General features: G+C 63.6%; 25 protein-coding genes. 20 read left to right on the top strand and 5 right to left on the bottom strand.

Features of this window, described 5'->3' with window-relative positions:
* Nucleotides 1-44: 44 nt before the first annotated feature.
* The gene (locus B5525_RS22735; RefSeq protein ID WP_079568009.1) at nt 45-473 is read left to right on the top strand and encodes a SufE family protein; all 429 of its coding nucleotides are present in this window, start codon (nt 45-47) and stop codon (nt 471-473) included.
* Nucleotides 474-626: 153 nt separating this feature from the next.
* Entirely contained in the window at nt 627-3,032 is a 2,406-nt protein-coding gene (locus B5525_RS22730; protein WP_079568008.1) for an EAL domain-containing protein, read from the top strand.
* 10 nt (nt 3,033-3,042) lie between these two features.
* Here B5525_RS22730 and B5525_RS22725 read toward each other — a convergent pair whose 3' ends face one another.
* Nucleotides 3,043-3,456 carry a MucR family transcriptional regulator gene (locus B5525_RS22725; protein ID WP_079568007.1) on the bottom strand — a complete coding sequence of 138 codons (414 nt, stop codon included), beginning with the start codon at nt 3,454-3,456 and terminating at the stop codon, nt 3,043-3,045.
* A 185-nt stretch (nt 3,457-3,641) separates the two neighbouring features.
* Nucleotides 3,642-4,475: a hypothetical protein gene (locus tag B5525_RS22720; RefSeq protein WP_079568006.1), complete on the bottom strand. Its 834-nt coding sequence runs from the start codon at nt 4,473-4,475 to the stop codon at nt 3,642-3,644.
* Nucleotides 4,476-4,788: 313 nt separating this feature from the next.
* Between B5525_RS22720 and B5525_RS22715 the strand changes: the two genes are divergently transcribed.
* The 3 genes from B5525_RS22715 to B5525_RS22705 all read left to right on the top strand — a co-directional run bounded on the left by B5525_RS22715 (nt 4,789) and on the right by B5525_RS22705 (nt 8,354).
* Entirely contained in the window at nt 4,789-6,438 is a 1,650-nt protein-coding gene (locus B5525_RS22715; protein WP_079568005.1) for a glycosyltransferase family 39 protein, read from the top strand.
* 113 nt (nt 6,439-6,551) lie between these two features.
* On the top strand, nt 6,552-7,331 hold the full coding sequence (locus tag B5525_RS22710; RefSeq protein ID WP_079568004.1) for a class II aldolase/adducin family protein: 780 nt from the start codon (nt 6,552-6,554) through the stop codon (nt 7,329-7,331).
* 39 nt (nt 7,332-7,370) lie between these two features.
* Nucleotides 7,371-8,354, top strand: a complete 984-nt coding sequence (locus B5525_RS22705) for an NAD-dependent epimerase/dehydratase family protein (RefSeq protein ID WP_079568003.1) — start codon at nt 7,371-7,373, stop codon at nt 8,352-8,354.
* 146 nt (nt 8,355-8,500) lie between these two features.
* On the opposite strand, the gene B5525_RS22700 is transcribed toward B5525_RS22705, so the two are convergent.
* Genes B5525_RS22700 through B5525_RS22690 form a run of 3 tightly spaced genes read right to left on the bottom strand, consistent with a single transcriptional unit; the run spans nt 8,501 to nt 12,904 of the window.
* Nucleotides 8,501-9,907, bottom strand: coding sequence for a M20/M25/M40 family metallo-hydrolase (locus B5525_RS22700; RefSeq protein WP_079568002.1), 1,407 nt, complete (start codon nt 9,905-9,907; stop codon nt 8,501-8,503).
* 18 nt (nt 9,908-9,925) lie between these two features.
* Nucleotides 9,926-11,230 carry a glycosyltransferase family 87 protein gene (locus B5525_RS22695; RefSeq protein ID WP_244567537.1) on the bottom strand — a complete coding sequence of 435 codons (1,305 nt, stop codon included), beginning with the start codon at nt 11,228-11,230 and terminating at the stop codon, nt 9,926-9,928.
* A 57-nt stretch (nt 11,231-11,287) separates the two neighbouring features.
* The gene (locus tag B5525_RS22690; protein ID WP_079568001.1) at nt 11,288-12,904 is read right to left on the bottom strand and encodes a helicase HerA-like domain-containing protein; all 1,617 of its coding nucleotides are present in this window, start codon (nt 12,902-12,904) and stop codon (nt 11,288-11,290) included.
* 355 nt (nt 12,905-13,259) lie between these two features.
* On the opposite strand from B5525_RS22690, the gene B5525_RS22685 reads away from it, so the two are divergent.
* The 15 genes from B5525_RS22685 to B5525_RS22620 all read left to right on the top strand — a co-directional run bounded on the left by B5525_RS22685 (nt 13,260) and on the right by B5525_RS22620 (nt 25,512).
* A complete protein-coding gene (locus B5525_RS22685; RefSeq protein ID WP_079568000.1) occupies nt 13,260-13,625 on the top strand; it encodes a hypothetical protein in 366 nt (121 codons plus the stop codon).
* A gap of 25 nt (nt 13,626-13,650) precedes the next feature.
* Nucleotides 13,651-14,058 (top strand): DUF4332 domain-containing protein, encoded by a 408-nt coding sequence (locus B5525_RS22680; RefSeq protein ID WP_079567999.1) that lies wholly within the window; start codon nt 13,651-13,653, stop codon nt 14,056-14,058.
* Between the two features lie 186 nt (nt 14,059-14,244).
* Entirely contained in the window at nt 14,245-15,099 is an 855-nt protein-coding gene (folP, locus tag B5525_RS22675) for a dihydropteroate synthase (protein WP_079567998.1), read from the top strand.
* Nucleotides 15,096-15,476, top strand: coding sequence for a dihydroneopterin aldolase (folB, locus tag B5525_RS22670; protein ID WP_079567997.1), 381 nt, complete (start codon nt 15,096-15,098; stop codon nt 15,474-15,476). Before folP ends, folB begins: the two co-directional genes overlap by 4 nt.
* A complete protein-coding gene (folK, locus tag B5525_RS22665) occupies nt 15,469-15,960 on the top strand; it encodes a 2-amino-4-hydroxy-6-hydroxymethyldihydropteridine diphosphokinase (protein WP_079567996.1) in 492 nt (163 codons plus the stop codon). The genes folB and folK overlap by 8 nt, the downstream gene beginning before the upstream one ends.
* 104 nt (nt 15,961-16,064) lie before the next feature.
* Nucleotides 16,065-17,945 carry a methylmalonyl-CoA mutase subunit beta gene (locus B5525_RS22660; protein ID WP_079567995.1) on the top strand — a complete coding sequence of 627 codons (1,881 nt, stop codon included), beginning with the start codon at nt 16,065-16,067 and terminating at the stop codon, nt 17,943-17,945.
* A 2-nt stretch (nt 17,946-17,947) separates the two neighbouring features.
* Nucleotides 17,948-18,412 carry a GFA family protein gene (locus B5525_RS22655; protein ID WP_079567994.1) on the top strand — a complete coding sequence of 155 codons (465 nt, stop codon included), beginning with the start codon at nt 17,948-17,950 and terminating at the stop codon, nt 18,410-18,412.
* 68 nt (nt 18,413-18,480) lie between these two features.
* Nucleotides 18,481-18,639, top strand: coding sequence for a hypothetical protein (locus tag B5525_RS44210; RefSeq protein ID WP_154073370.1), 159 nt, complete (start codon nt 18,481-18,483; stop codon nt 18,637-18,639).
* Nucleotides 18,636-20,792: a methylmalonyl-CoA mutase gene (gene scpA, locus B5525_RS22650; RefSeq protein WP_079567993.1), complete on the top strand. Its 2,157-nt coding sequence runs from the start codon at nt 18,636-18,638 to the stop codon at nt 20,790-20,792. Before B5525_RS44210 ends, scpA begins: the two co-directional genes overlap by 4 nt.
* A 100-nt stretch (nt 20,793-20,892) precedes the next feature.
* The gene (locus B5525_RS22645) at nt 20,893-21,624 is read left to right on the top strand and encodes a DUF3298 and DUF4163 domain-containing protein (protein WP_154073866.1); all 732 of its coding nucleotides are present in this window, start codon (nt 20,893-20,895) and stop codon (nt 21,622-21,624) included.
* A gap of 52 nt (nt 21,625-21,676) precedes the next feature.
* Nucleotides 21,677-21,991: a nucleotidyltransferase family protein gene (locus B5525_RS22640; protein ID WP_079567991.1), complete on the top strand. Its 315-nt coding sequence runs from the start codon at nt 21,677-21,679 to the stop codon at nt 21,989-21,991.
* On the top strand, nt 21,992-22,321 hold the full coding sequence (locus B5525_RS22635; protein ID WP_079567990.1) for a HepT-like ribonuclease domain-containing protein: 330 nt from the start codon (nt 21,992-21,994) through the stop codon (nt 22,319-22,321).
* 39 nt (nt 22,322-22,360) lie between these two features.
* Nucleotides 22,361-23,347: a methylmalonyl Co-A mutase-associated GTPase MeaB gene (gene meaB / locus B5525_RS22630; protein ID WP_079567989.1), complete on the top strand. Its 987-nt coding sequence runs from the start codon at nt 22,361-22,363 to the stop codon at nt 23,345-23,347.
* A gap of 1 nt (nt 23,348) precedes the next feature.
* Nucleotides 23,349-24,005: a pyroglutamyl-peptidase I gene (locus B5525_RS22625; RefSeq protein ID WP_079567988.1), complete on the top strand. Its 657-nt coding sequence runs from the start codon at nt 23,349-23,351 to the stop codon at nt 24,003-24,005.
* Nucleotides 24,006-24,141: 136 nt separating this feature from the next.
* The gene (locus tag B5525_RS22620; RefSeq protein WP_079567987.1) at nt 24,142-25,512 is read left to right on the top strand and encodes a TIGR03808 family TAT-translocated repetitive protein; all 1,371 of its coding nucleotides are present in this window, start codon (nt 24,142-24,144) and stop codon (nt 25,510-25,512) included.
* The last annotated feature ends 59 nt before the right edge of the window (nt 25,513-25,571 follow it).

The following is a 25,571-nucleotide window of genomic DNA, read 5'->3' as shown; positions in this document are numbered from 1 at the left end:
ACGCCGTCCTATATAAAGGTCTCCGGGATGGAACGCGGGACACGATGACGATCGACGAAATCAGGGATAATTTTGCGCTGCTGGACGATTGGGACGACCGCTACCGGTACGTCATCGAACTCGGCCGCACGCTCGATCCCATGCCGGAGGCCGAGCATTCGGCCGCCAACAAGGTGCAGGGCTGCGCCAGCCAGGTCTGGCTCTCCAAACACGTCGAGCGCGACGGTGGCTCCGAGCCGCTGCTGAAATACTTCGGCGACAGCGATGCGCATATCGTGCGCGGGCTGATCGCGATCCTGCTGACGCTGTATTCCGGCCGCACGCCGCAGGAAATTCTTGGCATCGATGCGCTGGCGGTATTTAACGAATTCGGATTTCGCGAGCATCTGACGCCGCAGCGTTCCAACGGCCTGCGCGCCATGGTCGAGCGCATCCGGTCCGACGCGCGCGAGGCGCTGGCTGCCGCCTCCTGAGGCCGGACGCGATCCTCAGCAGCCCGCGTTCACGGCGCCGTGATCGGCAACCTTTCCCTAGCATTTGTTACCGGGCGCAACCTGACGCTGTCAGGTCAATCTGTTTTTAAGGCATTTGTGGCATTGTCCGTCCGACAAACCGAGAGTTGACGGATGAGTGAACTTCCGCCGGTCTGGCGCTTCATGCGGTCGCGATCCGGTCGCGGCTTTATGCTGCATCTGTGCCTATGCGCCGTCCTCTCCGTGACGGTTGCTTGCGGATTCTATTATTTCAGCTTGGACTGGTTCAAGGAACACAAGAGCCGCGAAAAGATCATCGCGCTGCAACTGGTGGACGCCTTCGTCACCAACTATTCGGCGATCCGCTCGCAATTCGGGCAAAGCGCGCCGGTCCCGGCGTCGTTCCGCGCCCACGCCATCGAGGCCTTCAACAAGCAGAACGGCGACAATTCCGATTTCCACCTGGCGTCGGTCGGCCGCCCCGGACGGGAGATCCTGACGCCCCCGACAGACGCCCGGATGGCCCAGACCATCGAGGCCTTCGCGTCGACGCCGAACCCGAAGCCGGTATCGGAACTGCTCGACGTCAACGGCGAACAGATCTTCCGCACGGTTTATCCGACCGTGGCGCACGAACAGAGCTGCGTTAACTGTCATAACGCGCTGCAGCCCGGCAAGACGCAGTGGCGTCTCGGCGACGTCATCGGCGCGTTCGTGATCGACGTCCCGATCTCGCCATTTCTGCGCACCGTGATGTGGCAAAGCGCCGGTATTGGCGTCGGTCTTTTCCTTGCGCTGGCGCTGGCCGGCCTGACGATCTCGCTGATGCATTTCCGGCAGTTGGAAGCTCTCGATGCCTCGACCGCCAAGCTCGGCCGCACGCAAAACTTCCTCGACAGCATCATCGAGAACATGCCGGTGTCGGTTGCCGTCAAGGACGCCCGCGATCGGTGCTATGTGCTCATCAACCGGACCGCCGAAGCCATCTTCGGCATCGCGCGCGGCGACCTGATCGGCAAACCCGATCGAGATCCTTCCGGCAAGGAAACCGTGAACGACCTGTTCCCGCTCGCCGACGAGGCCTTGCGCACGGGCGAGCTGCAAGCCATCGACGAACACGTCGTTCGTACCCATCACAACGGCAATCGTGTCCTGACAACCAGGAATCTTTCGATACCGGACGAGACCGGCGAGCGCCGCTACCTGCTCAGCCTTTCGGAGGACATTACCGAGCGCAAGCAGGCCGAGGCCCGCATTCAGCATCTGGCAAATCACGATGCATTGACGGATTTGCCCAATCGCGCCGCCTTCGTCGAGCATCTCACCGGCAGGATCGATGCCGCAAGGACCGAGAAAGAATCGTTCGCGGTGCTGAGCATCGACCTCGATGGCTTCAAGGAGGTCAACGACATGTTCGGCCATGCGGCCGGCGACGATGCGCTGCGCGAGCTGTCGCGACAACTGCGCATGCTCGCCGGCGAGGCCTATCTGGCCCGGCTTGGCGGCGACGAATTCAGCCTCGTGACGCCGAACGGCGATCATCCGGCGCTCGCCGAAGTCCTCGCCGAAGGTCTTCATGCCGCGGCCGCCATCGACCTGGAGCTGAACGGCCAGCATTCACACATCGGCCTCAGCATCGGCATTGCGATCTTTCCGGCCGACGGCTCTGACGCCACGACGCTTCTCAACAACGCCGATGCCGCGCTCACCCGCGCCAAGGCCGACGGCCGTGGCAAGACGCGCTTCTTCGAAATCGAGATGGACAACCGCCTGCGCGAGCGGCGCGCCATCCAGCACGAGCTTTCCACCGCGATCGCGCGCAATGAGCTGCGTCTGCACTATCAGCCGCTGGCGAAGATCGACGGCGAGGTATTCGGGTTCGAGGCATTGGTCCGCTGGCACCATCCGCAGCGCGGCATGATTTCACCGGCAACCTTCATTCCGGTTGCCGAGGAAAGCGGTCTCATCATGCAGATCGGCGAATGGGTGCTCCGCGAGGCCTGCCGCGAAGCCGCGTCGTGGCCGAACCCGCTCCAGATCGCGGTCAATCTGTCGCCGATCCAGTTCCGCCACGGCGACCTTGCGGGATTGGTCCATTCGACGTTGCTGGAAACCGGCCTGGCGCCGACACGGCTGGAACTTGAAATCACCGAGGGCGTGCTGGTCGAGGATTTCGGCCGCGGCGTCTCGATCCTGCGCCGCCTCAAGACGCTGGGCGTTCGCATCGCCATGGACGACTTCGGCACCGGATATTCGTCCTTGTCCTATCTGCAATCGTTCCCGTTCGACAAGATCAAGATCGATCAGTCGTTCATATCGAAGGTGAAGAACACGCCGCAGTCGGCAGCCATCGTGCGCGCCGTCATCGGGCTCGCCCACGGTCTCGATCTGCCGGTCTTGGCGGAGGGCGTCGAAACAAGGGCCCAGCTCGATTTTCTCGCCACGGAGTCCTGCGATGAAGTGCAGGGTTACCTGCTGGGGCGGCCCCATCCGATCTCGGAATATTCGAAGCTCGTCGGCCGCAGCGACACCCCGGCGGCAAACCTGCGCAGCGCCTGAACATTCCGGACTATTTCCGCCGCTGCCGCTGCTGGCCGAGCCCCATTTTCTTGGCGAGGTCCGAACGCGCCACCGCGTAGTTCGGCGCCACCATCGGATAATCGGCGGGCAGGCCCCATTTGTCGCGGTATTGTTCCGGCGTCATGTTGTATTGCGTGCGCAGGTGACGCTTCAGCGATTTGAAGCGCTTGCCGTCCTCGAGACACACCAGGTAATCGGGGGTCATCGATTTCTTCACGGACACGGCCGGCTTGGCCGGTTCGGCGGGCGTCTCGACCCGGCCTGACGAAACCCGCAGCAAAGCGGCGTGTATCTGGCTGATCAGGTTCGGGATCTCGGAAGCCGGCGTCGGATTATTGCTGAGATAGGCCGACACGATATTCGCAGTCAGGTCGATGAAACTCTTGCCGGCGTTGTCAGTCATGGCCTGACCCCTTCGAGGTCCCAAATCCCCGGAATTTCCGGATCGGACAGTATCCGATGGCGGCAATACGCTCTCGGAACTTGCCACTACTGTCTGATTTGAGCGGATTACTGCGGATATGACAAGAACGACGGCGCTCTATTTTTCCAAAACGCCTTCGGGTGAAGTGGAGAGGCGGTTCGCGCTCAAGGACGCTGGTCGAGATGGGCGCGCAGTTCGTCGATCGACGCGAACCGCATCATGCCTTCGGGCATCTGCGCCTCGATCGAACCGTCGGAATACAGCGAATAGGCCATTCCATCGACAACGCCGGATTTGAGTACCGTGATCTCCGGCTGATCCTCGGCGCCGGCCACCGGTTCGGTAAAGGTCGATGGCGCCCGGCCGCCGCGCCGCGGCACGTTGGGGGTTCGGGCGCGATCCGGTCTTGGCCAGGTGTCCTCGAAGGTCGCCGGTGGCGGGGGATTTGATTCCTGTGGCGGTGGTATGGCGGGCGATGCGGGGCCACGCGCTCCCGGATGCAGATTGGCCATCGATGGTTCCCGCGCCTCGGCGGGCTCACGCTCCCTCCGCGACGACGAGGAAAACAAAAGATTGCGCCGCGGTTTCGCGGACGGTGCCGGCGCCGGCACTTCGCCCCGGCCGCGATCACGCGAGGCCGCCTCCTCCTGCCATGGCGGCGCGGCCGACGTCGCCGGTTCGGCGGGGAGCGCAGGTTCCAGGGCCTGTTGGTCGCGGCTGAACAGCATCCCGACGTCTTCCGCTACCTGATCGCCCAGAGCAGCGCTCAAGCCGGCGGACCGTGACGGCGCAGGCAGACCGGAAAGCTGCCGTGCGATCGCCTTCAACTCCCGGACGGCGCCCCAAAGCCCGAGCATCAATACCCCGGTGCAAGCCACAATCGCGCCAGCGAGGACCAAGGTATTACCGAAACTGAGGTCCAGTTCGATTCCGAGACCGACCGTCACGAGGCCAGCCACCAACAGGCCAATCCCGGCGATCAACACCACTAGCATCATCAATTCACCCTTGGGCCACGCCTGAAATATGGGCAAGCCGCCTATGCCACGATACCGTCATATTGTGCCCATCGCCAACGGACAATTGCCGGGGCGGTTCCCGTACAGGATCAATATCCTGGCCCTAACCTATTACCCTGCACCTCATCGGGACGCACGAAGGCCTTGATTTTCCATGGCTGCTGCGCTGCAGCAGGGAAATTGCGCCACAATTGCCAATTACTTGGAAAGGGAACTGCGCTATATGGATGCCGGGGAACGAGGCCCAAGCGCGCCATAGCTGGGCCAAGAGGACGCCGGGTCACCAATAGCCATGTCATCCATCACGACTTCGGCCATCGATACGCCTGCGCAGCGGTCGGTGGAGCGGACCTGCGACGACCTCGCCATCCTGGTTCTGGCTGTGGTCGCCGTCATCGCGGGCCTGACGTTCCGCGACTACGGGCTGGGCTGGGACGACTACACCCACGCCGAATATGCCGATCTCTTGCTGCGCATGTACGGTTCCGGCTTCAAGGATACCGGCGCGCTGTCGTTCGCCAATCTCTACATGTATGGCGGCGGCTTCGACATGGCCGCGGCCCTGCTGCACAAGGTCATCCCGTTAGAACTGTTTGAAACCCGCCGCCTGCTCGGCGCCGTCGTCGGCGTGATCGGCCTTGCGGTGACGTGGCGGCTTGGCCGGCGCGTCGGCGGTCCGCTGGCGGGTCTCGCGGCGCTGCTGCTGCTGGCGCTGTGCCCGACCTTCTACGGGCACATGTTCATGAATCCGAAGGATGCGCCGTTCGCCGTGGCGATGGTGATCCTGATGCTGGGCCTGGTCCGGCTGGCGGAGGAGTATCCGGAGCCTTCGCCGCGCACCATCCTGATCGTCGGACTTGGCGCCGGGCTCTCGATCGGGTCGCGAATCCTCGGCGGGCTCGCTTTGGTCTACGCGGTGGCCGGCTTTGCGCCGTTGTTCGTGGACGAGATCAGAACACACGGCGCGCGCGGTGCTGCCTGGCGCTTCCTGCGCGTCGTCTACGTGCTGATGCCGGGCCTGATCCTCGGCTATCTCGTGATGGGACTGATCTGGCCGTGGTCGATCATGGAACCGGACAATCCGTTCCAGGCGCTGACCTATTTCTCCCACTTTTTCGAGAAGCCGTGGAAGGAAATGTTCGACGGCGCGCTGGTGTCGGTGCCCGACATGCCCTGGTCCTATCTGCCGACGCTGTTTGCGCTGCAGCTTCCCGAAGTGCTGCTCGGTCTCTTGATCGCCGGCGTCGTCGGCACGCTGATGCTGCTGCCGCGCCCCGACGTGGCGGCGCGCCGCAAGACCATCCTGTTGATGCTGACATCGGCGGCAACGCTGCCGCTCCTGATCGCGATGGTGAAACGCCCGGCTCTCTACAACGGTATCAGGCATTTCATTTTCGTGATCCCGCCGATGGCGGTGCTCGCCGGCACCGCGTTCGCATGGGCCATGAACTGGCTCGGAGAAAACCGGCGCAGTTGGCAACCCGCCGTGGTCGCTCTCTTCGCGTTCGGCCTGATGCTGCCGCTCGCCGAAATGATCCGGTTGCACCCCTACCAATACACTCACTTCAACTACATCGCGGGCACCGTGCGCGAAGCCGACGATCGATTCATGCTGGATTACTGGGGCCTCGCGCTGAAGCAGGCCTCCGATGGCCTGCGCGAGGAGATCGCCGATCGGCAGGAAGTCCCGCCCAGGGGGCGCAAATGGAAGGTCGCGGTGTGCGGCCCGCAACGCCCGGCGCAGGTCGCGCTCGGCCCCGATTTCACGATCGGCTGGGACAGCCACGCCGCCGACTTCGCGATGACGCTCGGCGAATTCTACTGCAAGGGCCTGACCGCGCCGGTGCTGGTCGAGATCAAGCGCGATGACGTGGTGTTCGCGCGGGTCTACGACATCCGCGGGCGCAGCATTTCCAGCCTGCTGGCGATTCCAGCGCCTTAAGCCGCATTGGCCCGGCAAAGCATGACTGCCGCGCAAGTCCCCCGTCTTGCTCCACACCATTCGCAGCGCTAGGCTGACGTCGAAATCGACAATCCAAACGGGAGAACCCAGTCATGTCGCCAGCGGAAGCCCGCCTGAAGGAAGTGCCGTCGGATATGACCGAGGCCGAATGGAGCCAACGCATCAACCTGGCCGCCTGCTATCGCCTGATCGCGCATTACGGCTGGGATGACCTGGTCGACACCCACATCTCCGCGCGCGTGCCGGGACCGGAGCATCATTTTCTGATCAATCCCTACGGCCTGATGTTCGACGAGATCACGGCTTCCAGCCTGGTGAAGGTCGACCTCGACGGCAACCAGCTCACCAAGAGCCAATACAGCATCAACCCGGCGGGCTTCACCATCCATTCCGCGATCCACGAAGTCCGCGAGGACGCCGGCTGCGTGCTTCATCTGCACACGCCCGACGGCACGGCGGTGGCGAGCTGCACCGAAGGACTGCTGCCGCTGAACCAGACCGCACAGCTCGTCACCTTCGATCTCGCCTATCACGACTATGAAGGCATCGCGCTCGATCATGAGGAACGCCCGCGCCTGCAGAAGGACCTCGGCGCCAGGAACCACATGCTGCTGCGTAATCACGGCACCTTGACGGTCGGTCGCTCCGTCGCTTCCGCCTTCGAGCGCATGTTCCACCTGGAGCGGGCCTGCACCATGCAGGTGCGCACCCGCATGCTTGGGCCCGTGGCCTATCCGGTCGACGCTGCCGTGGTCGACAAGAATACCCTTTTGCTCAACAATCCGGACCGGCAGGAATTGCGTTCGACCACGCTGGTGTGGCCGGCGCTGCTGCGCAAGCTCGATCGCCTCGATCCCAGCTACAAGAATTGACGCTCCGGAGCGGGCGAATAGCACGAAGGCTGCGGCGACGTGAGAGTTCTGGTGACCGGCAGTTCCGGGCATCTCGGCGAGGCGCTGGTTCGTACCTTGCTGGCGCAGCGTCGCGAGGCCGTGGGCATCGACATTCTGGCCGGCGCGTTTACGCATCGGGTGGGTACCTTCACCGACCGCGCATTCGTGCGCGGCTGCATGAAGGGCGTCGGCACCGTCCTGCACACAGCGGCTCTGCACAAGCCGCACGTGGCTACCCACAGCCGCCAGGATTTCATCGACGTCAACATCACCGGCACGCTCAATTTGCTCGAGGAAGCCGCCGCGGCGGGTGCCACAGCCTTTGTCTACACCAGCACAACCAGCGTGTTCGGCGACGCACTGGTGCCGCCGCCCGGCGAACCGGCGGCCTGGGTGACGGAAGACGTCCCGGAGGCGCCGAAAAACATCTATGGCGTCACCAAGGCGGCTGCAGAGGATCTGTGCCAACTATTCGCACGCAACCATTCGCTTCGCGCGGTCGTGCTGCGCACCTCGCGCTTCTTTCCTGAAGAGGACGACGACCGCGCGGTCCGTGCGGCATATGCCGACGCCAACGCCAAGGCCAACGAGTTTCTGCATCGCCGCGTCGATATCGAGGACGTCGTCAGCGCCCATCTGCTGGCGGCCCGTCACGCGCCATCGGCGCCTTTCGCCAAATACATCATCAGCGCCACCACGCCGTTCTCGCGCGATGACACGGCGGAGTTGCGCCGCGACGCGCCGCAGGTGGTCCGTCGCTATGTGCCGGAGTACGGCGCAGAATACGTACGGCGCGGCTGGACGATGACCCCCAGCATCGATCGGGTTTACGTCAACGACAAGGCGCGCGCCGACCTCGGCTGGCAACCGCGCCACGATTTTCGCACCCTGGTTGCGCGGCTCAGGGCGGACGAAGACATCCGCAGCCCACTCGCGCGCGAGATCGGCAGCAAGGGCTATCACGATCGCGTCTTCGGCACCGGGCCTTATCCGGTGGAGTGAGGCTCCCCCGAGAAGCCACGATGGACGCATCCGGATAAATGCGCTAAATAGCTTCTTACACACCCTCTACACGTTCACATTAAAACGCCGCCCAATCCCGGGCGGCGTTTCTGCTTTTGACCGCGACCCGAAAAGAAGCCCCACGATCAGCGCGGCGCCTCCGCGAGCGCCGCGAGAATTCGCGCCCACGACCGGATGCCCTTGTGATAGCTCTTCAGGTCGTATTTCTCGTTCGGCGAATGGATATTGTCGTCGTCGAGGCCGAAACCGACCAGCACGGTGTCGAGGCCGAGCGTGCGCTTGAAGTCGGCGACGATCGGGATCGAGGCACCCGACCCCATCAGCACCGTTTCCTTGCCCCACTCCTCGGTCAGCGCACGCCTGGCGGCGGCCAGCGGCTTCATGTTCCAGTCGAGCGCGATCGCCGGGGCACTGGAATGGTCGCCGAATTCGGCCCTGCAATCCCCCGGCAGCCGCGCCGTGACGTAGTCGCGGAAGGCTTTGCGGATCTTGTCGGGGGCCTGCCCCTCCACCAGCCGGAACGAGACCTTGGCGGAGGCCTCCGCCGGGATCACCGTCTTTGAACCCTCGCCGGTGTAGCCGCCGATGATGCCATTGATGTCGCAGGTCGGGCGCGAGGAGACCTGTTCGATCAGCAGGCGGCCCTTCTCGCCGGCGGGAATCGAAAGCCCGATCGGCTTGAGAAAGCTGTCCGGCGTCAGATCGAGCTTCGACCACTGGGCCAGAACGTCGGGCGGAAGATCCTTCACGCCATCGTAAAAGCCGGGGATGGTGATGTGGCCGCTCTCGTCGAAGATGCCGCCGAGGATGCGGGTCAGCACCCGGATCGGATTCTGCGCGCCGCCCCCGAAGATACCCGAATGCAGATCGCGGTTGGCGGCCTTGATCTTCACTTCCTCGTAGACCAGCCCGCGCAGCGACGTGGTGATCGCGGGCGTATTGGGATTCCACATGCCGGTATCGCACACCAGCGCGAAATCGGCCTTGAGCTCGTCCTTGATCTTCTCGAGAAACGGAACGAAATTTTTCGATCCGACTTCCTCTTCGCCCTCGATGACAATGGTGATGTCGACCGGCAGCGAGCCGGTGACCGATTTCCAGGCCCGGCAGGCTTCGACGAAGGTCATCAGCTGTCCCTTGTCGTCCTGGGCGCCGCGCGCGACGATGATCTTTCGCCCGTCGGCATGCGTGGTCACCGCCGGCTCGAACGGCGGACGGTGCCAGAGGTTGAGCGGATCGACCGGCTGGACGTCGTAATGGCCGTAAAACAGCACATGCGGGCGTGATCCACCGTTTCCATTGCTCTTGGCGACGATGGCGGGATGACCGGCGGTCGGCCTGACCTCGGTCGAAAAGCCGAGCGTCGCAATGTCGCTGGCCAGATGATCGGCGGCGGCCTTGCAATCGGCGGCGAAGGCCGGATCGGCCGAGATCGATTTGATCCGCAGCAGCGCAAACAGCCGCTCGAGGCTGTTGTCGAAATCGGCATCGATGCGGTCGAGGACCGGTTGCAATTGCGGCGCGTTGGACATGTTGCAATGTTCCCTGGGCTAGTTCTGCGTATCGCTTTGTAGCTCCGCCGGAGGCGGGGAGCCAGCCATCTCATCTAACGGTGGATGCAGGATATGCCAGACCAGCGCCGCGGCAATCACGGCGGTTGCGGCAAGGTTGTTGCCGTAAGCCTGCAGGTCGTTCGGGAACACCGGAAACGACAGGCACATCAAGAGCCCCGCGACCGCGAGGCCGGCCCATGTGCCCGTCCGCACGGCAGCCCTGGGATCATAGGCTGCCCGGTGCACCAGGACGGTGATCGGAAAGAACAGCCACATGAAATAATATTGCCGCGCCAGCGGCGACGCCACCGTCATCAGGCAAAACAGGATACCGATTTCTTCGGCATTGGAGCGCGGTGTGATCCGCGCACGCGGCGGCATCACCGCGATGAAGCCGAGCCCGATCAGCAGCGAGATGGCCAGCACGATCCAGTTCGCGGTCCTGAAACTGACATCGGCCAGATTCATGTAGGCGGCCGGCTTGGCCGCATTGTCCTGGTTGTAGTTGACCGGGCGTGTCAGCCGATGCGTCACCGCGATGAGCGACTGGTTGACCCACGACCAGTTCTGCTCGCCGCGCTGTCCGAACCCCTGCTCCGAACTCGTTCCCACCATTCCCTGAAACCAGGTCTTCAGTTCGGAAACATTGTGCTGGAAGCCGCGGACCGGCGCCGGAACCACGAACAGGAAAATCGCGGTGAAGATGGCCATGCTTGCGGCGGTGGCCCACTGCCTTCGCCAGACCAGATAGGGAAACACCGCGACCGGAAACACCTTGATCGCAGTGGCCAGCGCAAACATGCCGCCCGCCATCCAAGGACGTTCGTGCTGCAGCAGCCAGAAGGCGAACAACATCATCGCCAGCAGCACGAGGTTAGGTTGGCCGAGATCGAACATGTCGAACACGAAGGTGACCGTCGCAAAAGCCGGCAGCGCGAACAGCCACGGATTCGGTATCCGTCCCGAACCCGCCATCGCGTTGGAGAATTGCGCCGTCATCCACCACGCGACCACGTTTACGACCGACAGACATATATAGAGCGTCAGCTTGCCGAAATAGGCGGGGATCGCGAGCAGAACCGCCGGTGGCGGCGGATAGATGAATTCGAAATAGGCCTTGGGATCGGCGGGGTAGAGATTTCCGCCGCGAAGCACCTGCTGGCCGGCCCAGAACCAGAGCGGATAATCCTTGGTTTTTCCGCTCCCCCAAATCTCCGGAGCGAGCACGTCGGCCGTCAGCACGATACAGCAGGCCAGAAACAGATAATCAAGCGGGGCTCGCAGCGACGGAAATCTCAGCACACTCGGGCTTTCTGAAAGATTGTTTTTGAAAATGACGCCACGGCAAATGATCGAAATTTATCGCCGCAGCAAGCCGCCGAGCGCGCCGCGCACGAGAGCGCGGCCGACCGAACCGCCCATCGAGCCTGCAACCGACTTGCCGAGATCGGCGGCCACCCCGCCGACCACCTTGTTGGTGACGGAGCGCGTGACGTTTCGCGCGATCAGCTGTCCGGTCGACAATCTTCCGCGCGACACGTTGGTGCCGAAGATCGTACCGACGATGCTGCCGATCTGGCCGAGAATTCCCCCGCCGCCGGCAGATCCGTCCGTCGGCGCCGCGGTCCCGGCCACGCGCTTCTGCAGGATCTCATAGGCGGATTCGGCGTCGATCGCGGTGTCGTATTTGCCCTTCACGGGACTGGCGTCCATGATCGTCTTGCGCTCCTCCGGCGTGATCGGTCCGATCCGCGCCGACGGCGGCCGGATCATGACACGCTCGACCATCGCCGGCGTGCCGTTGCCTTCCAGGAAGGACACCAGCGCTTCGCCCTTGCCCAACTCCATGATGACCTGCGCCGTGTTGAGCTTCGGATTGGGCCGGAACGTCTGCGCCGCAGCCGCGACCGCCTTCTGGTCGCGCGGAGTGAACGCCCGCAGCGCATGCTGCACGCGGTTGCCCATCTGGGAGAGCACCTTGTCCGGCACGTCGATCGGATTCTGGGTCACGAAATAGACGCCGACACCCTTGGACCGGATCAGCCGCACCACCTGCTCGATCTTGTCCATCAGCGCCTTCGGCGCGTCGTTGAACAACAGATGCGCCTCGTCGAAGAAGAATACCAATTTGGGTTTTGGAGGGTCGCCGGCCTCCGGCAGTTCCTCGAACAGCTCTGACAGCATCCACAGAAGAAAAGTCGCATACAGCCGCGGGCTCTGCATCAACTTGTCCGCGACCAGGATGTTGACCATGCCCCTTCCCTCGCTGTCGGTGCGCATGAAATCCTTCAGCGTCAGCGCCGGCTCGCCAAAAAATTTCGTCCCGCCCTGGTTTTCCAATACCAATAGTTGGCGCTGAATGGTTCCGACTGTCGCCTTGGTGACATTGCCGAAGCCTTGCGCGGCCTTGCGGATCGGGGCCAGCGGATCGTCATCGCCATTGGCGCCCTTCTTGCCGGTGTCCGGGACGATCGCATCCAAGAGCGCCCGGAGATCCTTCATATCGATCAGGGCAAGCCCGTTGTCGTCGGCCACGCGGAACGCGACGTTCAGCACGCCTTCCTGCACGTCGTTCAGGTCGAGCATCCGCGACAGCAGCAACGGCCCCATTTCGGTGACGGTGGCGCGCACTGGATGGCCCTGCTCGCCGAACACATCCCAAAATACCGTCGAGAACTGGTCGGGCTGGAAGCTGAGGCCCATGTCGCCGGCCCGCTTGACGATAAAATCCTTGGCTTCGCCGACTTCGGAGATGCCGGAGAGGTCCCCCTTGATGTCGGCTGCAAACACCGGCACGCCAGCGCGCGCAAACCCTTCCGCCATCACCTGCAGCGAGACGGTCTTTCCGGTTCCGGTAGCGCCGGTGACGAGGCCGTGCCGATTGGCAAGCCCCAACGTCAGCCACGCCGGCTGCTCACCCTTTCCGAGGAAAATCTTCTCGTCGGTATCGGCCAGCTTGTTGTCAGCGGTTGCCATTGCATTGCCTCTTCACGCGTCGGTGCCTCAGGCGCCGGACCTCGGCATCATACTGCATGTTGCGTGGCGATTGAAACCGGTCAACACCCGCTTGATGGTATTGGAAACCCGCATTCGTTGAAACCGGATCCACCGGCATGCTGCGATGCGCGACCAAAGCTGGAACGAATAGGCTTGACGCGACAATTTCTCCGCGAAATCCGCGCCAGCTCTTGCATTGCTGCAACACTCGTCACGCGATCGAAGCTGAATGCGCCGTTGAAGGCGGTCGTCGCTTGTAATTCGCGACGCGTAAGATCAAGATAAAGTCAGAAATAAGTATATCCGGCACAAAACCGGATGAGGGCGGGCCAATATGGACGAACTGATTGGGCAGCTGGCCGCAAAGGCCGGCATCGATGATGCTGTGGCTGAAAAAACCATCGGCATCATCCTGGGTTTCCTTCGCACCGAGGGCCCTTCCGATAAAGTTCAGGCGTTGATCGACAAGATTCCTGGCGCGGAAGCGGCGATCGCAACCTCAAGCAACAGCGGCGGTCTCGGAAGATTGATGGGCAGCGGCCTGATGGCGGTCGGCACCAAGCTGATGGGGCTTGGTCTGGGCATGAGCGAGATTCAGGGCGTCGCGCGTGAACTTTTCCGGTTCGGCCGCGACAAAATCGGGGCGGGCCAGATGGGCGAGATCATCAAGGGGACACCGGGCCTCAGCCACTTCGCTTAAAGCACCTTTTTTCAAATCGAGCACCATGACATATCCAATTTCCAAGATTGATGGCTTGCCATCCTTCGCCGCTGCCAAACTGAAATCGCTGGGCATTCGCACCACGGACGGGCTGCTCGAGGCGGCACGGACCGTCAAGGGCCGAAAAGCACTAGCGGCGAAGACCGGCATCAGCGAGCAGCAATTGCTGGAATGGGCCAATGTCTCGGACTACATGCGGATTCCCGGAATGGGCAAGGCCAAGGTCGGCCTGGTACGCGCCGCCGGCGTCACCACGGTTCGCGAACTCGCGCTGCGCAACCCCGCGCGGCTGGCGCAGAACATGAAAGAAGTGAATACCAGGCGCAGACTCGTCCGTGTCCTGCCCTCGGAAAAGTCGGTCGAGCAGCTGATCGCGCAGGCCCGCAAGCTTCAGCCCAAAATCACGTATTAAAGGGTTTTCGAGCGAAGTGGACACCGGTTCGCGTAAAGAAAATACGTCAAGACAAAAAGCCAGAGCCCGTTTCTGATTCAATCAGAACCGATTAGGCTCTAGGCCCTTCGAAACAGGCTCGGCTGCGCTCCCCCCGACACGCGGCGGCGTCTTGACTCCCGTGCAGGGACCGCGCAAAGCGACCGCATGATCGCGAACATCTCCAGAACCGCCCCGGCAGCCCCCAGCGGTCATCGGGGTTGGCCTGCGCCGTTGTCCAGGCCATACCCGGCCGTGATGGGCGTGCTCAACATCACGCCGGATTCGTTTTCCGACGGCGGCCAGTTCATCGCGCCGGAGCGCGCGCTGGCGCAGGCCAGGGCCATGATCGCGCAAGGCGCCGACATCATCGACATCGGCGCGGAATCCACCCGTCCCTATGGCGCGGAACCGGTCTCGGCCGACGAAGAACTGAAGCGCTTGCAGCCGATCCTGGCCGACGTGGTTTCCCTCGGCGTTCCCGTGTCCATCGACAGCATGAAATCGGCTGTGGTCGGCTGGGCGCTCGATGCGGGTGCATCCATCGCCAACGATATCTGGGGCCTGCAGCGCGATCCCGGCATGGCCGCGCTATTGGCGGCGCGCCGTTCACCCGTGATCGTCATGCACAACCGCGACCGTGCCGATGCCGGCATCGACATCATGCAGGATATTGCCGCGTTCTTCGCCCGCTCGATCGAGATCGCGACCAGAGCGGGCATTTCACGTGAAAACATCGTGCTCGATCCCGGCATCGGCTTTGGCAAGACGCCGGAGCAGAGCATGATCGCGCTGGCAAGGCTGCGCGAACTCGGCAGCTTCGGCCTGCCGCTTCTGGTCGGCGCGTCACGCAAGCGCTTCATCAGTTCGGTGACGCCGTCGGAGCCGGATCAACGGCTGGGCGGCTCGATCGCCGCGCATCTGATCGCCGCGGAAGGCGGCGCGCGGATCATCCGGACCCACGACGTTGCGGAAACCGTTCAGGCGCTGCGCGTGGCCACAGCCATTTGGGACAAGCGATGACTGACAGGATCTTCATCACCGGCGTCGTGATCCATGCCCGCCACGGCGTCATGGAACATGAGACCGAGGTCGGACAGCGTTTCGTCATCGATCTCGAACTCTCGACCGATCTGTCGGAATCCTCGCGCACCGATCGCCTCGCCGATACCGTGTCCTATTCCAACGTGGTCGCGACCGCGACCGCAGCATTCAGGGATGCCAATTACAAGCTGCTGGAACGCGCCGCCGGCGCGGTCGCCGACGCCGTGCTGGCGGCGTTTCCGCGCATCAGCGCGGTCAAGGTCACCGTCCACAAGCCGCACGCGCCGATCGCGGCGATTTTCGAGGATGTCGGCATCGTGCTGACGCGCACGCGGCAAGCGCCGTCGCATGGCTGACGTTCTGATCGCGCTGGGCGGCAATGTCGGCGACGTCCGCGCGACGTTTCAAAAGGCGATCGCCAATATCTGCGGCATGACGCAAGGCGTGCTCAAGGCGCGTTCGTCCGATTATTCCACGCTGCCCTGGGGCGACGAGCAGCAGGCCCCCTTCATCAATGCCTGCATCGAAATCGAAACCGCCCTCGATCCGCATGCGCTGCTGTTCACGCTGCACAAGATCGAGAGCAGGTTCGGCCGCGACCGCGCCAGGGAACGACGCTGGGGGCCGCGCACGCTCGACCTCGACCTGATCGCCTATGACGACGTTGCCATGCAAGAGCCGGAACTGACATTGCCGCATCCGCGGGCCTTCGAGCGGGCCTTCGTGCTGGTGCCGCTCGCCGAGATCGTGCCCGACCGTATCATTGCGGGACAAAGCGTTGCGTCAGCCCTGGCCCGGCTATCCACCGAGGGAATCCTGCGGCTGCCCGAGCTGAGCTGACCGGAAACCGCCCTTCAAGGCGAAAACAACCGTTTGGCTTGGCGGTCGCCACGTGGCAATTTCCGATCCAACGACAAGAACGGCGCCCGGGAGCACCCTGCCGAATGACCCCTGTAACCGAAGCCTCAATAACCGAAGACCTGCGGTTGGCGGCGGATTTTCAGCCCGCGACATATGACGACTGGCGCAAGCTGGTCGACGGCGTGCTGAAGGGCGCACCATTCGAGAAGCTGATCGGCAAGACCGCCGATGGCCTGAAGATCAACCCGATCTATCCGCGCGCCCAAAACGCTGCTGTCGTCGCAGGACGGCCGGCGGCCGCGCCCTGGCAGATCATGCAGCGGATCGATCATCCGGACGCGGCGGCGGCCAACGCACAGGCGCTGCACGATCTGGAGAACGGCGCCACCGGGCTGACTCTGGTATTTTCGGGCGCCAATGGCGCCCACGGCTTTGGTCTGGAACCATCAGCGGAAGCGGTCGAGAAGGTGCTCGCCGGGGTCTTCATCGACGCGGAGATAGGAATCGAACTTCAGGTCGGACCGCAATCGCGGATGGCGGCGATACACGTCGCCGAATATGTGAAACGCAAGGGGCTTGGTCCCGCCGCCTGCAATATCCGTTTCGGTCTCGACCCGATCGGCGCGTGCGCGGTCTGGGGATCGAGCCCCTATGCCTGGTCGGAAATCGCGCCGGCGGTGACTGGTGCGGTCAAGGGCCTCGCCGCCATGGGCTTCAAGGGTCCGTTCGCGGTCGCCGATGGACGGGTGATCCACGACGCCGGCGGATCCGAGGTCCAGGAGCTGGCATTCGTGCTGGCCACCGGCGTCGCCTATCTGCGCGCGCTCGAGGGCGCCGGCGTGGCGCTGGAGGATGCGCGAGCCATGGTCTATGCGCGGCTCTCCGCCGATGCCGATGAGTTCCTGACGCTGGCAAAATTCCGCGCGCTGCGGCTGTTGTGGGCGCGGATCGAACAGGCCTGTGGCCTGACGCCAGAACCCCTCTTCGTCGCCGCTGAAACCGCATGGCGGATGCTGACGCAGCGCGACCCCTATGTGAACATGCTGCGCGCGACGGTTGCGACGTTCTCCGCCGGCCTCGGCGGCGCCGACGCCATCACCGTGCTGCCGCATACGCTGGCGCTCGGACTACCCGATCCGTTCGCGCGGCGCGCGGCGCGCAACACGCAACTGGTGCTGCTGGAAGAATCCAACCTGGCAAAGGTGTCCGATCCGGCGGCCGGCTCCGGCGGCATCGAAAGCCTGGCGCAACAGCTCTGCGAAGCGGCGTGGACGCTGTTCCAGGAAATCGAGCGGGCCGGCGGCGCATTCGCAGCCCTGGAGCAAAGCCTGATCCAGCGCAAGGTCGCGGCGACGCGAAGCGTGCGCGAGGCCAATATCGCAAAACGCAAGGAAGTGCTGACCGGCGCCACCGAGTTTCCCAATCTGCATGAAGCCCATGTCGCCGTGCTGGACGCAAAGCCGGTTGAACTTCCGCCCTACGGCGAGGCCAAATTCAAATTCGACGCGCTGCCGCCGATGCGGCTGGCAGCACCCTTCGAAGCCTTGCGCGACCGCTCGGATCAAATCCGGAAAGACAAGGGCGCCCGGCCCGGGATATTTCTCGCCAATCTCGGCACCCCGGCCGACTTCACCGCACGCGCGACCTTTGCCAAGAGTTTCTTCGAGACCGGCGGGATCGAGGCGTTGGATACGAACGGGTTTACCGATCCGGCGGCGCTTGGTGCCGCGTTCAAGGCCTCGGGTGCCGCGCTCGCCTGCCTGTGCTCATCCGGCAAGGTCTATGCCGGGCAGGCCATTGTTGCGGCCAAGGCACTTCAAGCCGCCGGCGCGAAGCATATCTATCTGGCGGGACGTCCGGGCGAGCAGGAAGCCGCGCTGCGCGCCGCCGGCGTCAATGAATTTGTCTTTGCCGGCGGTGACGCACTGACCGTCCTGCAGGAGGCCTATCGGCTGACGGAGTAAACATGACATCGGACACAAAACCGGTTCTGACCGGCGGCTGCCAATGCGGCGCCATTCGTTTTGCGCTGTCGGCGCCGCCTGTGAAAGTCAGCATCTGTCATTGCCGGATGTGCCAGAAGGCCTCCGGCGCGCCGTTCGCCTCCTTTGCCGACATCGAACGTACTGATTTTGCCTGGACCCGGGGCACGCCCGCCGCGTTCCGCTCCTCCTCGATCGCCGAGCGCGACTTCTGCGCCGATTGCGGCACCCCGCTCAGCTTCCGCCGCATCGACGGGCCCCGGATCGAGATCATGACCGGCGCCTTCGACCGCCCGGACCGGGTGATACCGACGCTGCAATATGGCTCGGAATCCCGGCTCGGCTGGGTGGTGGGCATCGCCAATTTGCCGAGCCATACCACGCTGGAGAATTACGGCTCGGAGAAGGTTAGCGGCATCGTGAGCCATCAGCATCCGGACCACGACTAATGCGAAGCTTTAGCGACGACCCAAAATGCCGATGATAGGGTGAAGAGCGCGAATACGAGATTGATGAAATGGGCATGATCTGGGAGCTGTTGAGTGATCTGCTCGGCGCGACGGTCCAGAAGACCGTGGAGGAGTCGCTCTCCTCGGATTATCGAAACGATCCCGTCTATAAACAGAACGTCCAAAGATTGATTGAGCACCATCGGCAGTTCGAGAAACCAAAATGAGCCGCATACCGAACTTTGCGAACATCGCCTTTGAGAAGACAGCCGCCGCAACGCCTGCGGGCAGCGCCGAACCATGGCTCACGCCCGAGGGCATCCTCGTCAAGCCGGCGTATAGCGAGGCCGATCTCGAGGGCATCGATTTCCTCGAGACCTGGCCGGGCATCGCGCCCTATCTGCGCGGCCCCTACCCCACGATGTATGTGAACCAGCCCTGGACCATCCGGCAATATGCCGGCTTCTCCACCGCGGAAGATTCCAACGCGTTTTATCGCCGCAATCTCGCCGCCGGGCAGAAGGGCCTGTCGGTCGCGTTCGATCTCGCCACCCATCGCGGCTACGATTCCGATCATCCGCGCGTCACCGGCGATGTCGGCATGGCGGGCGTGGCGATCGATTCGATCTACGACATGCGCACGCTGTTCTCAGGCATCCCGCTCGACCAGATGAGCGTGTCGATGACCATGAACGGCGCGGTGCTGCCGATCCTGGCGCTGTTCGTCGCCGCCGCCGAGGAACAGGGCGTGCCGCCGGAGAAACTGTCGGGCACCATTCAGAACGACATTCTGAAAGAGTTCATGGTGCGCAACACCTACATCTATCCGCCGGCGCCCTCGATGCGGATCATCTCCGACATCTTTGCCTATACGTCGCAGAAGATGCCGAAATACAATTCCATCTCCATCTCCGGCTATCACATGCAGGAAGCCGGCGCGACGCAAGACCTCGAACTCGCCTACACGCTGGCCGACGGCGTCGAATATCTCCGCGCCGGCCTCGCCGCCGGCCTCGACGTCGACCGCTTTGCGCCGCGGCTGTCGTTCTTCTGGGCCATTGGCATGAACTTCTTCATGGAAGTGGCAAAAATGCGCGCGGCTCGGCTGTTGTGGGCCAAGCTGCTGACGCAATTCAACCCGAAGGACCCGCGCTCGCTATCACTGCGCACGCATTGCCAGACCTCGGGCTGGTCGCTGACCGCGCAGGACGTCTACAACAACGTCATGCGCACCACCATCGAGGCGATGGCGGCAACGCAAGGCCACACCCAGTCGCTGCACACCAACGCGCTCGACGAAGCCTTGGCGCTGCCGACCGATTTCTCTGCGCGGATCGCCCGCAACACGCAATTGTTCCTGCAGCAGGAGAGCGGCACCAACCGCATCATCGATCCCTGGGGCGGCTCCTACTATGTCGAGCGGCTGACCCGCGATCTCTCCGCCAAGGCCTGGGGCCATATCCAGGAGGTCGAGGCGCTCGGCGGCATGGCGAAGGCAATCGAGGCCGGCGTGCCCAAACTTCGGATCGAGGAAGCCTCCGCCAAGACGCAAGCGAGGATCGATGCCGGCAAGCAGGCGGTGATCGGCGTCAACAAATACAGGCCGGTCGACGAGGCGCCGATCGACGTGCTCAAGGTGGAAAACTCCACGGTGCGGCGCCTGCAGATCGACAAGCTGTCGCGGCTGAAAAAGGAACGCAACCAGAAGGACGTCGACGACGCCCTGGCGGCGCTGACCCGCAGCGCCGGCGAAGGCAACGGCAACCTGCTCGCGCTCGCTATCGATGCGGCGCGCGCCAAGGCCACCGTCGGCGAAATCTCCGACGCGATGGAAAAGGTGTTCGGGCGGCACCGTGCCGAGATCAAATCCATCACCGGCGTCTACAAGCGGGAGGCGTCCACCATGTCCAACCGGGTCGAAAAAGTGCAGGCGCTGATCGATGCGTTCGAGGACGCCGAGGGCCGAAGGCCTCGCATCCTGGTAGCAAAAATCGGCCAGGACGGCCACGACCGCGGCCAGAAGGTGATCGCGTCGGCGTTTGCCGATGTCGGTTTCGACGTCGATATCGGGCCCCTGTTTGCCACCGCCGAGGAAGCGGCGCGGCAGGCGGTCGAGAACGACGTGCATATTCTCGGGCTGTCGTCGCTGGCGGCCGCCCATCTCACCGCGGTGCCGGAACTGAAGGCTGCGCTGAAGAAGCAGGGCCGCGACGACATCATGATCATCATCGGCGGCGTGGTGCCGCCGCAGGATTACGAGGCGCTGTACAAGGCCGGCGCCGAGGCGATCTTCCCCCCGGGCACCGTGATCGCGGACGCCGCCGAAGAACTGATCCACAAGCTCAATGCGCGGCTGGGCCATAGCGAGGCGGCGGCGTAACGCCGCCCTCTATATCCTTTTCAGAGGATTTACATTGCGCTTCGCGGCATCCCTCCCGTTCGCCCGCAGGATAGGCTTCGTCGGCGTTCTCGGCGGCCTCATGGCGGCCGCGGCTTTCGCCGCCGATCCCAAGCCCGACGCCGCGATCAAGAACAAGAACATCGACGCCAGCGTCTTGCTCGACGACACGATCAAGGCCGATCCGGCGCTTGCCGCCGATTGCCTCGCCGAGGGCAGGAAATGGATGGACAAGAATGCCGCGGAGGCGGCGGCCTCACGCAAGCAGGATCCCGTGATGTTTCGCAACGGCGCCTGGACCTTCGAGCGCAAATACGACGTCCGTTCCGTGGTCGACGGGCATTATGTCAGCATCGTCAGGTCCGATTATATGGACACCGGCGGCGCCCATCCCAATTCGGACGTCGACACTATCCTGTGGGATTCGGCCGCGAAGAAGCGCATCAGTATCCGGCCCTTCTTCGCCGAGACCGCCGATAACGGGCCGACCATGACGGCGATGCGCAAAGCCGCGATCGCGTCGCTGAACATCGAAAAGAAAAAGCGCGATACCAGCGATACTGCCACCGCCGAATGGTACAAGGGCGTCGAGCCGAAACTGCTCAAGATCGGCGCGGTGACGTTGGCGCCGTCGACGGAAGCCGGCAAGAGCTCCGGCCTGACCTTCCATTATCCGCCGTATGCGGTCGGTCCCTATGCCGAAGGCGGGTATGTCGCCTTCGTGCCGTGGGAGACGCTAAAACCTTATCTGACGCCGGAGGGAACAAAAATCGGCGGCGCGCGGCCCAAGGACGACGATGACGACGCGCAATGATTGGCTTCCGGCACCGTTTTCCTGCCCGGCTCCCCTATGCTAATATTAGTCCATGAGCGACGTTAGAGACATCACACTGGAGGAAATCCTCGCCAAGCTGCACGAGATCGCGCCTGCGATCAAAGCGGAGGGCGTGACCAGGCTCGCTGTCTTTGGATCACGGGCTCGCTGCGATGCGCGGCCGGACAGCGACCTTGATATTCTCGTCGATACTGTTGCCCGCCGCACTGCACCCGCATTTGACCTGTTCAAGGTGATGCATTTGATCGAGGATGCAACGGGTCTTCAAACCCAGATATCGATGCGGGACTTGCTAAAGCCGCGCATAACGGAGCGCATCGCCGACGATTTGATCGAGGTGTTTTGAATGCCGCCAACCGCCGAAGACCGGCTGCGGGATATTCTGGAAGCCATCGCCGAGATCGATGCGATGCTGATAGGCTACCGCCTTGAGCAATTCACCGCCGATAAAGTGCATCGAATGGCAACCGAGCGCTATCTCGAAGTCGTCTGTGAGGCAGCGCGACGGCTTCCTGATGATATCAAACAGAATGAACGAGATATCGATTGGCCCAAAATGAGGTTACGACACGCCTATCACGAGACGGACGCCGCTATCGTCTGGGACATCAACCAAAATCACTTGCCGCGCCTAAACTCGTTTGTCAAACGTCGCATTCAAACGACAGGCAAATGACGATGTTACGCGAGCCAAGGATAACGATCGCGGTCAGAGATGACTGATCGCAAACCCGTCGACATCCTCGCCCTCATCAAAGATCTCCGCGCTGGAAGCCGCGCGGCGCTGGCCCGCGCGATCACGCTGATCGAAAGCAGGCGTAGCGATCACCAGGCCGCGGCGCGCGAACTGGTGCAGGACCTGTTGCCCGAAACCGGCAAGGCGGTTCGCGTCGGCATCACCGGCTCGCCCGGGGTCGGCAAATCCACCACCATCGACGCGCTCGGGATGTTCCTGATCGAGGCCGGCCACAGGGTGGCGGTGCTGGCGGTGGACCCCTCCTCGGCCCGCACCGGCGGCTCGATCCTCGGCGACAAGACGCGGATGGCGCGGCTCTCGGCTTCCGACAACGCCTATATCCGGCCCTCGCCGGCCTCCGGCACGCTCGGCGGGGTCGCGGCGAAAACCCGCGAGGCGATGCTGTTGTGCGAGGCCGCCGGCTTCGACGTGGTGCTGGTGGAAACCGTCGGCATCGGGCAATCCGAGACCGCGGTCTGCGACATGACCGACTTTTTCCTGGCGCTGATGCTGCCGGGCGCCGGCGACGAGCTGCAGGGCATCAAGAAGGGCCTGGTCGAGCTCGCCGACATGATCGCGATCAACAAAGCCGACGGCGACAATATCAAGCGCGCCAATCTCGCCGCGGCCGAATATCGGGGTGCGCTGCACATTCTCAGCCCCCGTTCGGAGCATTGGCATCCGCCGGTCGTGACCTATTCGGCGCAGACGGGCGCCGGCATCGGCGTTCTCTGGCAGAAGATTATCGACCACCGTACCGCGATGAATGCGTCGGGCGAATTCGCCGCGAGGCGGCGACAGCAGCAGATCAAATGGATGTGGTCGATGCTGGAACAGCGGATGATGGCGCGGCTGCGCTCCGATCCCGCGATCCGCGCCAGGGTGAAAAAGATCGAGGCCGAAGTCGCCGACGGCCGTATCACGCCGGCGCTGGCGGCGGAACAGATCGCTGATATGCTGAGGTGACATGAGCCAAAAACTGCGCATCCTCATCACCGGCTTCGGCCCGTTTCCCGGCGCGCCGTTCAACCCGACCATGCCGCTGGTGAAGCGGCTGACGCAGCTCCGCCGCCCGGCCTTCGCGGACGTCGAGCTGATCGGCCACATCTTCCATGTCACCTACGCCACAGTCGACCGGGAATTGCCCGAACTCATCGCCCAGCATCACCCGCAGGCCCTGCTGAGTTTCGGCCTTGCCGATCGCACCGCTTATGTCCGGATCGAAACGCGCGCACGCAACGCCGTCACCACTCGTTTCCCCGATGCCGATCGCAACCACGCGCGCAAGGGATCGATCGTCGGCGGCGCCGATGCCGCGATGTTCGGTCCGCACACCGCCAGGCTGCTCCGCGCCGCCGATGGCACCGGCATCGACGCCCGGGCCTCGCGCGACGCCGGCAGTTACCTCTGCAATTATTTGAGCTGGCGCGCCATCGAAGCGGTCGACGCCAAGGACGGCCCGCGCCTTGCCGCCTTCGTCCATATCCCGCTGCTCGCGCGCGGCGGCGTTTCCCGGCACAAGGGCGCTGCGCACCGCATCACGCTGGAGGAACTGGTCGACGCCTGCGAAGCCATGCTGCTGGAGATGGTGAGACTGACGCGCCAGGCGGCGCGAAACCGTTAAAGCGCGTTCCACAACGATTAACCCTACCCCCAACAATCGCCCTGCTGCGCCTCCCGCGACGCCCGGCGCGGCCGCATTTGCGTTACGCCAAGCTGGCGGACGCACTTTCCACGCGCGCGCCCCGGAGACTGCGAACATGGACGTCAATCGCCGCCATCTCATCGGAGCCTCCGCCGCCGGCTTTGCGGGCGCGCTCGCGATGTCGCCCGATGCTGCCCACGCCGCGCCGCCGACGTCGGCGCTCGGCCGCGACGCCACGCAATATGGCGTCCGGCCCGGCAGCTCCGACGACCAGACCAGGGTCCTGCAGCGCGCGATCGACGAGGCCGCGCGCGCGCAAGTGCCGCTGGCGCTGCCGCCGGGCGTCTACCGCACTTCGATGCTTCGGCTGCAAAACGGTACGCAGCTCATCGGCGTGCGCGGCGCGACCAGACTGATCTTCACCGGCGGCGCCTCGATGTTTCAGGGCGAAGGCGCAGGCCACGTCGGCCTCACCAACATCACGCTCGACGGCGGCGGCATCGCGCTGCCGACGCGGCGCGGCCTCGTGCACTGCATCGGCGGACGCGACATCCGCATCGTCGATTGCGAAATCACCGGCAGCGGCGGCAACGGCATCTGGTTCGAGCAGGTCTCGGGCGACGTCAGCGGCAACATCATCACCAACACGGCCTCCACCGCGATCCTGTCGTTCGACGCGCAGGGCCTCTTGGTCTCGCGCAACACGATTTTGGGCACCAATGACAACGGCATCGAGATCCTGCGCACCGCCATCGGCGACGACGGCACGCAGGTGCTCGATAACCGCATCGAGGACATCAAGGCCGGCCCCGGCGGCTCCGGACAATACGGCAACGCCATCAATGCGTTTCGCGCCGGCAATGTGATCGTGCGGGGCAATCGGATCCGCAACTGCGACTATTCCGCGGTGCGCGGCAATTCGGCCGCCAACATCCAGATCACGGGCAACAGCGTCAGCGACGTCCGCGAGGTCGCGCTCTATTCGGAGTTCTCGTTCGAGGGTGCCGTGATCGCCGGCAACACCGTGGACGGCGCGGCGGTGGGCGTCTCCGTCTGCAATTTCAACGAGGGCGGCCGCCTTGCCGCCGTGCAGGGCAACATCATCCGCAATCTGCTGCCGAAGCGCCCGATCGGCACCGCGCCGGACGACGACGCCGGCATCGGCATCTATGTCGAGGCCGACACCTCGGTGTCGGGCAATGTAATCGAGAACGCGCCATCATTCGGGATCGTCGCCGGCTGGGGCAAATATCTGCGCGATGTCGCGATCTCGGGCAATGTGATCCGCAAGGCCTTCGTCGGCATCGGCGTGTCGGTGGCATCCGGCGCGGGCACCGCGCTGGTCAACAACAACATGATCTCGGAAACCCCGCGCGGCGCCGTGGTCGGGCTCGATCACGCCCGCCCGGTCACATCGGACCTGTCCGCCGAGGGCGCACAGCGCTTTGCCCAGGTGGTGATGGGGACCAACGCAGTGCGGAGATAGGATATTGACAGCAGGCAAAGGTGCGTCATCCTGATCAGGATGACGTCCTCTCGAGCGGT

Origin of the sequence: Bradyrhizobium erythrophlei, from assembly GCF_900129505.1 — a bacterium.
GTDB classification, from domain to species: domain Bacteria; phylum Pseudomonadota; class Alphaproteobacteria; order Rhizobiales; family Xanthobacteraceae; genus Bradyrhizobium; species Bradyrhizobium erythrophlei_D.
The sequence above is the reverse complement of the archived record's forward strand: the minus strand, read 5'-3'. Positions and strand labels throughout refer to the sequence as shown.